Source organism: Parabacteroides acidifaciens, from assembly GCF_003363715.1.
Classification (GTDB): domain Bacteria; phylum Bacteroidota; class Bacteroidia; order Bacteroidales; family Tannerellaceae; genus Parabacteroides; species Parabacteroides acidifaciens.
Genome location: NZ_QREV01000039.1, coordinates 35776 through 47329, shown reverse-complemented (window position 1 = coordinate 47329; position 11554 = coordinate 35776). Strand labels below are relative to the sequence as shown.

General features: G+C 42.1%; 6 protein-coding genes. All 6 read left to right on the top strand.

From position 1 onward, the window contains the following. Positions 1-557 precede the first annotated feature (557 nt). The 6 genes from DWU89_RS14600 to DWU89_RS14575 all read left to right on the top strand — a co-directional run bounded on the left by DWU89_RS14600 (position 558) and on the right by DWU89_RS14575 (position 11550). Complete coding sequence (locus DWU89_RS14600; protein ID WP_115500371.1) at positions 558-3740, top strand: SusC/RagA family TonB-linked outer membrane protein; 3183 nt, start codon at positions 558-560, stop codon at positions 3738-3740. A 24-nt stretch (positions 3741-3764) separates the two neighbouring features. Next, complete coding sequence (locus DWU89_RS14595) at positions 3765-5729, top strand: RagB/SusD family nutrient uptake outer membrane protein (protein ID WP_115500370.1); 1965 nt, start codon at positions 3765-3767, stop codon at positions 5727-5729. Positions 5730-5822: 93 nt separating this feature from the next. Beyond that, positions 5823-7658 carry a DUF6057 family protein gene (locus DWU89_RS14590; RefSeq protein ID WP_147292123.1) on the top strand — a complete coding sequence of 612 codons (1836 nt, stop codon included), beginning with the start codon at positions 5823-5825 and terminating at the stop codon, positions 7656-7658. Between the two features lies 1 nt (position 7659). Then, positions 7660-9132: a TolB family protein gene (locus tag DWU89_RS14585; RefSeq protein WP_115500368.1), complete on the top strand. Its 1473-nt coding sequence runs from the start codon at positions 7660-7662 to the stop codon at positions 9130-9132. Between the two features lie 154 nt (positions 9133-9286). Beyond that, entirely contained in the window at positions 9287-10780 is a 1494-nt protein-coding gene (locus DWU89_RS14580) for a glycoside hydrolase family 28 protein (RefSeq protein WP_115500373.1), read from the top strand. A 17-nt stretch (positions 10781-10797) separates the two neighbouring features. Continuing rightward, the gene (locus DWU89_RS14575; RefSeq protein WP_115500367.1) at positions 10798-11550 is read left to right on the top strand and encodes a glycosyl hydrolase family 28 protein; all 753 of its coding nucleotides are present in this window, start codon (positions 10798-10800) and stop codon (positions 11548-11550) included. The last annotated feature ends 4 nt before the right edge of the window (positions 11551-11554 follow it).

Here is an 11554-nt window from a genome sequence, read left to right as displayed (position 1 = left end):
CCCTAAATTTCCTTGGGATATTTGGAACGCCGTCCGTTTTATTTTCAAATATTCGATTCTCCGGGAGTTAAGGTTTAACACTTTGCTGGTGTTTCCCGTTTCCGGCAATCAAATTGCACGGTTTTTCAGACTGCCTACGCACCTCGCTCCATCTGTTGTCAGTAAAGAAGATTAAAACCGTGAAAAGAGTCAATTCAAAATCGATCAAGATTTCGGACGAAATAGAAAAATAGAAGGGACAGGGGGTTATTGTAAATTTAACTTGTTTTGTAGGATATGGCAGTCGGGGATATTGCCACTCTTGATTTCCTTCCCTTAACATTTGCGGTCATTTTAGTAAATCATAGAATGGCATTATGTAAACTGAGTTTTTATACATATATAATATTGTCTACTAATCAAGTTGAACAGATATTCTCAGGGGGGCACAATTATACTAAAATTATTGTATCTGTCAAAAACCGAGGGAAAAATATCATTTTTTCATGATTTTAAAGATAACAAAGGCGGATATTTGTGAAAATAAATATCGTTTAACCTAATAAAGTTTGGAGATTATGAGGAATCGAATTCTATTATTGCTATGTTTCCTATGCGTAGGATTGCAAGCATTTGCCCAGATTTCTATTTCAGGAAAGGTGGTTGATGCTGAAGGTTTGGAACTTCCGGGCGTAAATATCGCGGTTAAGGGTCAGACAATCGGTACGATGACAGGTGCTGATGGTACATTTATACTTCCGAATGTTCCGGGAGGTAGTAAGGCTGTTTTGGTATTTTCATTTGTCGGGTTTAAAACTCAAGAGGTGGAAGTCGGCAATCAAAAAATTATTAATGTGACACTTCTGGAAGACACAGAACAACTTGATGAGGTTGTCGTTGTCGGTTATGGTACTGCACGTAAACGAGATGTGTCCGGTGCCATTTCTAATGTAAGATTTTCGGATAGTGAAATTACTGCGTTACCGAACCCGAATGCAATTGCTGCATTGTCAAGTAAAGTAGCCGGTATGAAGTATGCTCCGACGAACAGCGCCGGAGGTGACAATATGGGATCTATGACCCTTCGTGGTAAAAATGCGATTCCTACTGCTGCAACGTCTGATAAACAGGGAGTCAATGCCCCGTTGCTTATTGTCGATGGCGTTATCTCTTTTGGTTCGATCAATGAAATCAACACAAATGATATTCAAAGTATCGATGTGTTGAAGGATGCCTCTGCTGCTGCTATCTACGGTTCTCGTGCCGCTAATGGTGTGATCATTATTACGACGAAGAGAGGGCAAAGTGAAAAGCCTGTTATTAATGTTAATACGAACTGGAGTTTTTCAGATTGGACCCGTCAACCCAAAATGGTTTCAAATGAGGAGAAATTCTTTAGAAATCGTTTCTACTCAAAGCAGGCAAGCGGTGACATTCCTGGAGATGCTGTTTGGTCTATGGATTACGACAAAGCACAGCTGCTGAATACGGTTGAATTGGATGCTTACAACGAAGGAATGTACACGGATTGGATTGATGAAGTATCGCGTGTCGGTGTTGCACAGAAGTATGATGTCAGTGTTTCCGGTAAATCGAAAGCTGTCAACTATTATATCTCCGGTGACTATTATCGCCAAGAAGGTATTATGAAAGGAAATGATTATGAAAAATACAACGTCCTTTCCAAATTGGATATTAAGGCAAAAGAATGGTTGACCTTTGGTTTAAAGGGGAATTTTTTGAGTACTAAGAGTTGGGGCGTTCCGGCTCGTATCCAGAATGCGACTTGGATGACTCCTTATTCTTATACGCATGCACGCCAGCCGGGGTATGAAGATTGGTATAACTCTCATCCTGATGGCAACGTAGTCAGTCCATTTTGGGGTACCGGTTCGGATGACTCGTATCTGTGGACGGATAGACAAGATCGCGGCTATAATGTTAACGGAGTCTTTTATACTCAGGTAGATTTCCCATTTTTGGAAGGGCTGTCTTATCGCATCACATTGAACGGTCAACGTAATACCGGTACACGTGATTTATTTAACGATCCCCGTATTTGGGTAAATACTGATAACACGGCTCAGATGGATGATCCTTCACAGTTCGGAGCAAATGCCGGAGGTTATTCTTATTCTTCCCGTTCAGCAACATGGAACGTTGATAATATCTTTACTTATACAAAGGATATTAAAAATCATCATATCGATGCGTTGTTTGGATATACACGTGAAGCCTATAATAACGAATACCATAGAACGGACTTTGAAAACTTCTCTGTCCCGACTATTCTGGGCGTCTACAAACAGGATCTGGCCGGTACTGTTCAAGTTAGACGTGAACGTACCAGCAGTTCTTCTATCGCTTATTTAGGCCGTATTAATTATAACTTTAATGGCAAATATTATGCAACTTTCAACTACCGTCGTGACGGTTATTCAGCATTTGCAGCAGGTCGTAAATGGGGTAACTTCTATGGTGCATCTGCCGCATGGGTTCTGAGTAATGAAAGCTTTATTAAAGATAATGCCAATTGGTTGGATTATTTGAAACTCCGTCTTTCTTGGGGACAGAATGGTAGTCGTTCCGTAGATCCGTATGCTACGGTAGCAAGCGTAAGTACGACTTACACTTGGTTTGGCGATACAAGCTCAGGTAGTGCATTTGGTATCTCTCCTGCTTCCCTTCCGAATAAAGCTTTGACATGGGCAACAGTGGAGAAATATAATTTAGGTCTTGATTTCAGCGTATTGAACGGCCGTTTGGATGGTAGCGTAGATGCCTATGTGGGTAAGACGACTGATATGTTGATGAAACGTTCTGTTCCTTATCCTACCGGTTTTCAGGAAGCCTTTGACAATGCCGGTAAAGTGACAAATAAAGGTATTGAGATTTCCTTGAATTCTGTGAATATCGATGGTGACGGTAAAGACAAACTCCGCTGGACTTCTAATCTGGTATTCGACCTTAATAGAAACACGGTTAAGAGTTTGTACGGCAAAGATTATAAAGGAGAAGAGGCTGATGATGTGGCTAATGCTGTTGCTTATGGCTTCGATTCCTATTATGCTCTTCAAATCGGACATGCAATCGGTTCTGCCTATGATCTGAAGAAGTTGGGCGTTTTCCAGAGCCAGGAAGAAATCAATAATTATGTAGATTCCAAAGGTAATATGATTCAGCCGAATGCTGTTCCGGGTGACTTGAAATTCGAAGATTACAATGGAGATGGCAAGATTACCGGAGATGACAGACATTGGATCGGAGATATGGATCCGTTGTTCACGGTTAATTTCGGTAATACGTTGAGCTGGAAGAACTTCTCTTTGTATTTCAATTTCCGTTGGATGCAGGGTAGCGATACTCATTTCTTAGGATTCGACCCTAATGCATTCGGTACAAGTATGGGCGGTGGTGCTCAGCTGGATGCAATTGAACCATGGACCGAGACGAACCATACAGACAAATATCCGCGTTACGGTTATGACAACTCGTTGAATTACTTGTATTGGAATAGTCGGTCATTCTTGAAGTTGAAAGACCTTGTGCTCTCTTATAATGTGGATCCAAGATTCTTGCAGAAGTTAGACATTTCTTCTTTGCGTGTTTACCTGTCTGGTACGGATCTCTTTACAATTACCGGATGGTCCGGACTTGATCCGGAAGACGGCGGTACGATTGCTTCCGGCGCTGCTTCAAGCCGTTATGGACGTAATGGTACTTATAGAACGTTCTCATTGGGTGTTAACTTATCATTCTAATAACATTATTAAAAAGGAGTAAATATGAAATTCAGTAAATATTTATTAGCTATGCTTGCCGGTGCCTCTCTTGCTGCGGGTTTCACCGGGTGCCAAAGTGAAGATAAATTCTTGACCGAACACTCTTATACTTTTAACGATCAGACGTTCTATACTTCTGAATCGGATATGGAGATGGGATTGAACTCGTGTTATCGGCAGATTCAGTCATTAATGATGGGACAGACTCACGGTGGGCACTCCTGGATGATTGAAGGCTTGGGGCTTGATACTTATGCGCCGACTAATGGTAATGGCGACTTTGGAAACTGGGCCAACTTGAATTCGAGTAATGGTTTTACCCGTCACTGGTATGATAATTTGTACACGTTGATTAACCGTGCAAATACGGTGATTGATATGATGGATGAGCGTACGAGCATTACTTATTCTTCAGAGACAAGGAAAGCAGAACTTCGTGCTACGGCTGTTTTCTTCAGAGGTTGGGCTTATCGTGTATTGGCAAGTATGTATGGAAATGTGCCTATTCTGGAACATCATGCTACAGAAATCCAAACCGGTTATGAACCGAGTAACCGCCAAGCTGTTTGGGAGTTTTGTAAGCAAGACTTTACGTATGCGGCACAAAATCTACCAATTAAAGTCGATAAACCCGGACAAATTGTTCGGGCTGCTGCCGACCATTATCTGGCAGAAATCAATCTGGCATTAGGTGACTTCAATGGTGCGGTAGAGGCTGCAACTCGCGTTCTTAATGGAACAGACGGTGATTATCATGTCATGACAACCCGTTTCGGTTCTCGTGCCAGTGAAGCGACCGATCGTTATGGTAATTCTTTGGCTGCTCCTGCTGGTGCATACTGGGACTTGTTCCGCGAAGGCGGTAACCAGAATTCTCCTGATAACAAAGAGGCTATCTGGGTATGCCAGTTTAATTATAATACGTATTCTACCGGTGGTGGTGGTGACGAATGGTGGCGTGTGCAAAGTTGTACGACTGAAGCCAACTGGTTGTGTAACACAGTTCGTATGAACAATACAAGACGTACCTTGGCCGACGGAACTCAGGTTTATTTATTTGGTGTAAATACTGCTTGTTTCGCAGACGGTGTCGTAGGTAGTGCCGTTTCTACAGTCCCGGATGCAAATGGACGCTATGAAGCCAATATTGCGCGTGACTCTATAGGAGGCAATGTCCCTTATATCGGAAATATTATGTATCCGACACGATATGTATATAATGGTTTGTGGGATAATTCCAAGCAGGGTAGCAGAGAAGATTTCCGTGGTTCCGAAACGATGATCCAGAAGAATTGGTACACTCCCGGAGGAACCCGTTGGTTGGAAGAAAAAGCTGCTGCTTATGCAAGAGCTGCCGCCGCAGTCGGTACACCGGACGAAGAAAATCTTCGAATCACGGCAAGTGATACAATCTCTATTTTCCCGCGTTTGTGGAAATTTACGGATGACAAGCATCCTAATGGGGATAATAGAGCTTACGATTGCGACTGGTATATGCTTCGTGTTGCTGAAACCTACCTTATCCGTGCCGAAGCTTATCTGGCATTGGGTGATAAGGGTAAAGCAGCCGATGATATCAACGTTTTGCGCGATCGTGCAAATGCACCGCTTTGCTCTGCTGCTGATATCAACATAGATTATATTCTGGATGAACGTACACGTGAGTTATTGGGTGAGGAACATCGTTGGGTTACATTAAACCGTCTGTCGGTTAACCCGAATGCGACTTATATCAGTGATTGCCACCCGATTCAGGATGAACAAACCGGTAATACGATGTATGATCGTGTTCGTAAATATGGTTTCGGATACGAAAACTTATCAGGATCTAACCAGGTACGTGAATGGAGTGAGGCTGAACAGAGGTATATCCCGAACTTTGCACCATACAACTATCAATATCCGATTCCTATTCAGGTTATTCAGTCTAATAGTGGCGTAGAATATCCACAAAATCACGGTTATTAATAGAATGTATTTTAATCATATGGGAAGGACGGTACTTATACCGTCCTTTCTTGTCATTTAATATAGTTCTTAAATTGTAATAGTATTAGGATCATGGGCTTCAGAAATAAAAATAGTGTACTTTTGGGAATAGGTTTTATATTATTCTTTGTATTAGGATGTTATATCAAAGAGACTCAGCAGTATGCTTTATTTTATCGGGAGCAACAACAGTTATTTTTGTTTGATTTGATTTATATAGGAGAGCTTTTTAGGCAACCCGGAGGCTTTGCTATTCTAATGGCCAGGTTTCTTGTCCAATTCTTCTACTCGCTTTGGTCGAGTATTGTTCTTACCACACTTCTTCTGGCTTTGATAACTTTATCCGTTTGGCTTATCCTTCGCAAGATAGGAGATTATTGGTATGCATTCCCGCTCTCTTTCATTCCCGGTTTGTTTTTTGCGGCATCACTGCTCGATAATAATTATCATTATGAGGGTGTAACGGCTTATCTTTTGATGCTGTTGTTTCTGTTCATATATAGTACGGTTTTTAAGCGAAATAAGCGTCTGAGGTTGGTTCTGGGTTGTATATTCACAATTGTTTTATTTTATCTGGCCGGGTCGGTGGCGCTTTTGTTTGCGATTAGTGCTTTTTTGTTTGATTGTCTGAAAAAGCGGGAGTGGGCTTTACTTTCTTCTTTATATGTGATATTTGCTTTTGCCATGGGTCTCGTCGCCGTACAAGGCGGTTGGTTGGGGATATATACTTATGCTTATACCCCGTTATGTTATTATGAGGCAACGGTTACAGCTCCGTTTGTCCATTATATCGGTTGGATAACATTACCGGCCTGTATGTTGATAACCGGGCTTGTCGGCTACTTTGCAGAAAGGAGCCGTTATTTGCAAACCGTGGTCTGCCTGGTTATTGTAATTACCGGATTCTGGTCTTTCTGGAAGAGTTATCATTTGAATATGAATGCAAATCTTGGCGCTTTTTATCAGTATGAATACTATACGGTAAATGAGGAATGGGATGAGTTGACAGCTGTCAGCGCAAAGAATATGCGGAATTATAATGGTGCAAATTATCTGAATTTCTCTTTAATACAAAAAGGAGTACTTGCGGAAAATTTATTCCTTTATCCGCAGTTTGGACCGGCTTCTCTTGTTTATATACCGAAAGATAAAACACCCGATGTGAGACTTGCCCATGTATTGTTTGCTATGGGAAATATGGGGGCTGCACAGAATGTTGCATTTAATGCCTGTCAGTCTTTGAACGGTTATAATCCGACCATGTTAAAAATGATATTGCAAATCGATTTGATGCGTGGCTCTTATGCTGTTGCATTGAAATATATAGAACTATTGGAAAAGACATTACATTACTCAGAATGGGCGACTTCACAAAGAAAGTTCTTGTTTAACGATGGACAGGTAGAGCAAGATCCCGTTTTAGGAACCGGAAGAAGGGATTTCCCGAATGAGGAAGCGTTTGTCCTGTTCGATTCGCCAATGGATGATTTGTATAAAATACTTGATACTAATCCAAGTGATGTAAAAGCTATGCAATACGCGATCTCTTACTTGTTGCTGGCAAAAGATATTAATCACACGAAGGAATTTATTGAAAAGTATTACGGAACACCCGGGCTGAAGTCATTACCCGTGCCAGCACAGGAAGCCTTGGTTTTCTTTTATGACTATTACCATACGTTGGATGAAGCTTATGCCGTGCAACATGGCATAACTAAAGAGCAATTGGCCGATTATCAGCGTGTGGATCTGGACTATTGTAAAAATCACGGAGTAACGCAAGAAACGTTTGACCGCTTTGCAATCTTTAAAGAGGCGTATGGGAAGGTTCGGCAGAGCCAATCTGCACAATCTTTGACTCAATATAAAAATACGTTTTGGCATTATTTACTTTTTGTACAAATATAATATGAAGAATATCTACAAATATATATGGGTGTTAAGTCTTGTGTTCTGTTGCATTACTTGTGGAAAGAATGATATAAAAATATCAAGAACAATAGACGAAGTTCCTGTAATATTCCCGGATTATAAGGATGTGACAGTCCCTTATAATATAGCGCCTCTGAATTTTTCCTATATGGGGAAAGAGGCGTGTCGCCTGATTGTAGCAGGAGTGGACGATGAGATGCAGATAGAAGGAGAGAATGGGCTTTTTTCTTTTTCCGGTTCTGCTTGGAAGAAACTGATGGAACGTAATAAAGGCGGGACGATTGAACTGGCGGTTGCTATTCAGACAGGAAATGAATGGGTCGGTTATAAATCTTTTTTCATACATGTCGCACCGGAGCCTATCGACGCTTATCTTTCATATCGCTTAATTCCTCCCGGATATGAAGGTTGGAAAGAAATGGGTCTTTATCAACGTAATTTGGAAAACTATACGCAAACAGCTATTTATGAGAACAAATTGACGAATGGTAATTGCGTGAATTGCCATTCTTATTGTAATCGGAATCCGGATAAAATGATGTTTCATGCAAGGGCGGAGTTCGGAGGTACGGTATTGATCCGGGACAAAGTTATCGAGAAGTTGAATACGAAAACAGATTCGACGATGAGTGCCTTGGTTTACCCCTATTGGCATCCATCGGGAGATTATATCGCATTTTCGGTCAATAAGACGAAGCAAAGTTTTTTTAATCACCATCCCAATCGTGTAGAGGTATATGATTTAGCCTCGGATGTTGTTGTCTATAATGTCCATACACATCAAATCACATACTCTCCACTGACTAAATCGAATCAGGCATTTGAGACTTTTCCTACGTTTTCGCCGGATGGGCGGAGTTTGTATTATTGTTCTGCTCATGCTGTCGACTCGATGCCGAAGAGTTATAAAAAAGTGAAATATAGTCTTTTGAGAATAGATTTCAATCCAGAGGATATGACTTTCGGAGATAAGGTGGATACTTTGTACAATGCCCCTTTAAATGGGAAAAGCGTATCGTTTCCACGCATATCGCCCGATGGAAAGTTCTTGGCATTTACGTTACATGAATTTGGTAACTTTTCCATTTGGCATAAAGATGCGGATTTATACATGGTTAATCTGCAGACAAAGCAAGTTTATCCTCTGTCCGAAGCTAATTCGGATGATGTGGATAGCTATCATTCCTGGAGTGAGAATAGCCGTTGGATGGTATTCAGCAGTAGAAGGACAAACGGATTATATACCAGGCCTTTTATTACTTATATTGATGAAAAAGGGAAAGCTCACAAACCATTTTTACTCCCTCAGGAAAATCCGTTGGTGTATTATAAGCAGTTGATGTTTTCATATAATATTCCGGAATTGATGGTGAAAAAGGTTGAGGTGAGTGAGCATGAGATCGCAAAAACGTTAAGATACTCGAAAGAGATAAATGTTACTGTGAAGTAATCAGTCTTCGGCATATATCTTTCCTTTTTGCCAAATTTTTAATTATAAATATCAAAAGCATAGGTAAAGTATATGTGAACATCAATATTTTTGTCCAACATGAAAGACACATGGGAACATGGATTAATCTTATTTTTGTAAATACCGTATTATGATGAACAGATATAAATTTTTCTTTTTGTGTGTTGGCCTGTTGTGTGGTATGCACCTGTCGGCCAAGGATTATTATGCGACAGACTTTGGTGTAAAAGCGGATGGTAGGACACTGAATACGAACTCCATCCAGAAAGGGATCGACTTTGTGAACGAACAGGGGGGAGGCCGTTTGGTTTTTACCACAGGCAACTACCTGACCGGGACGATCTACCTGAAATCGAATGTGACGCTTCATCTTGAGGAAGGGGCTACATTGTTAGGATCGACTAATCCCTGGGATTATGAAAAAGATTCGTATATTCGCTGGATGTCTATGATCTTTGCAGTCAAACAGCAGAATATCGGTATTACGGGAAAGGGGACGATTAACGGACGCGGTTTTCAGACTGCCAATAATATGGTGGACTATATCCAACGGGGCATCTATGAAGACCCGTTGAAATTGAGTCGACCGAATGAGACAAACCGTCCGCAGAACATCTACTTCCGCGAGTGCGAGAATGTGACAATCAAAGATATAACGCTAAGGGATCCGGCAAGTTGGAACCAGACGTACGACCAATGTAAGAACCTCTATGTCGACGGGATTCATGTCGACAGTAAATCCTATTGGAATAACGATGGGATCGATATAGTCGACTGTGACGGTGTCGTGCTGAAAAACTCCTTTATCGATGCGGCGGATGATGCACTTTGTTTCAAATCGCACGATGCGAACAGTATGTGCCAGAACGTGGTGGTGGAGAACTGCGTCGGTCGGTCGAGCGCCAGTGGTCTGAAGTTCGGAACGGTGTCCCGGGGCGGATTTCGCAATTTCAAGGTAAAAGATATCAAAATATACGATACCTATCGTTCGGCCATTACATTTGCGGCAGTCGATGGGGCTCTGATCGAGAATATCGAAGTAGACGGCGTACGTTCCATTCATACCGGCAATGTGATTTATCTCCGCATCGGCGACCGTTGGAGTGCCGGAAAGAGACCGGTCATGAAAAACATTACGATAAAGAACGTCTATGCCGAAATTCCTATGGATAAGCCGGATGCGGGTTATAACTATGAAGGTCCGATCGAAGACCTTCCCCGTAATATTTCTCCGGCCAGTATCGTCGGGCTGCCGGACTATAAGATTCAGAATGTGACGCTCCAGAATATAGAGATCGTTTCTCCCGGCGGTGGCAATCCCTACTACGCGTATCGTGGACTGACCCCGGCCGAGTTGGATAGCATTCCCGAAATGGTTACATCCTATCCGGAGTTTTCGCAGTTCAAGGAACTGCCTGCCTGGGGTTTCTATATCCGCCATGCGGAGGGCATCACTTTCGATAATGTGACATTTAAGGCTTTGAAGAAGGATTACCGTCCGGCAATTGTTACCGACGATGCGCAGGGGGTGACGTTTAAAGATGTCAGGTTCATAGAGCCGGAAAGTGAGGAAAAGCAACAGATATTCCCCTATAAATCAGAAGTGAAACAGACAGGATTAAAATAAAAGAACAGGATAACAAGATGAATAGAAATAAATTATTTGTAAGTGTGATCGGTTTGCTGGTTTTTGTGGCGAGCCTTTCGGCGAAAGATTATCAAGTCTCTATGTTCGGCATCAAGTCGGACGGAGTGACGCTTAACACTCGTTCCATTCAACGGGCCGTCGATTATATCAGTGGGCAGGGAGGTGGCCGGCTGGTCTTTTACGTTGGCCGTTACCTGACCGGTTCGATCGAGTTGAAATCGAATGTGACGATCCGTATTGAAGAAGGAGCGGCCTTAGTGGCTGTCCCGTCCGTATATGATTTTAAAGGGACTAACGGTTGTAATGCTCTGATCTATGCCAATAAGCAGAAGAATATCGGGATCGGCGGGAAAGGCATTATCGAAGGTCGTAACAAAGCGGTCAGAACCAGTATAGAAGAACAGTTGCAGAAAGGACATATCAAAGGGAATGTATCCGATTATGCCCCGGCCCTTATCTGTCTGGACGGTTGCGAGGATGTGAAGGTTGAACAAATCACGCTTCAGGATGCTTGCAATACGGCCGGGATTTATAAGGATTGCCGGAATGTGACAATCGACAAGGTGGTTGTAAACGCACAGACTTCGGAGAGCAATGCGGTCTCTATCTCCGGCTGCGACGGCATGAAGATGACTGATTGCTATTTTAATATGGTGGTGGAGCCGTTGCAAACAGCCGGTACATCCCGAAATCTAACATTTACTAATTGTCTTACACCGGACGGCAAAGCTGTTTCGACCGATAAATAAAAGG

Bases quoted from the DNA above. Each gene is read 5' to 3' on its own strand.
- DWU89_RS14575 (WP_115500367.1), top strand. From the start codon at position 10,798: ATGAATAGAAATAAATTATTTGTAAGTGTGATCGGTTTGCTGGTTTTT.
- DWU89_RS14585 (WP_115500368.1), top strand. From the start codon at position 7,660: ATGAAGAATATCTACAAATATATATGGGTGTTAAGTCTTGTGTTCTGT.
- DWU89_RS14600 (WP_115500371.1), top strand. From the start codon at position 558: ATGAGGAATCGAATTCTATTATTGCTATGTTTCCTATGCGTAGGATTG.
- DWU89_RS14595 (WP_115500370.1), top strand. From the start codon at position 3,765: ATGAAATTCAGTAAATATTTATTAGCTATGCTTGCCGGTGCCTCTCTT.
- DWU89_RS14590 (WP_147292123.1), top strand. From the start codon at position 5,823: ATGGGCTTCAGAAATAAAAATAGTGTACTTTTGGGAATAGGTTTTATA.
- DWU89_RS14580 (WP_115500373.1), top strand. From the start codon at position 9,287: ATGAACAGATATAAATTTTTCTTTTTGTGTGTTGGCCTGTTGTGTGGT.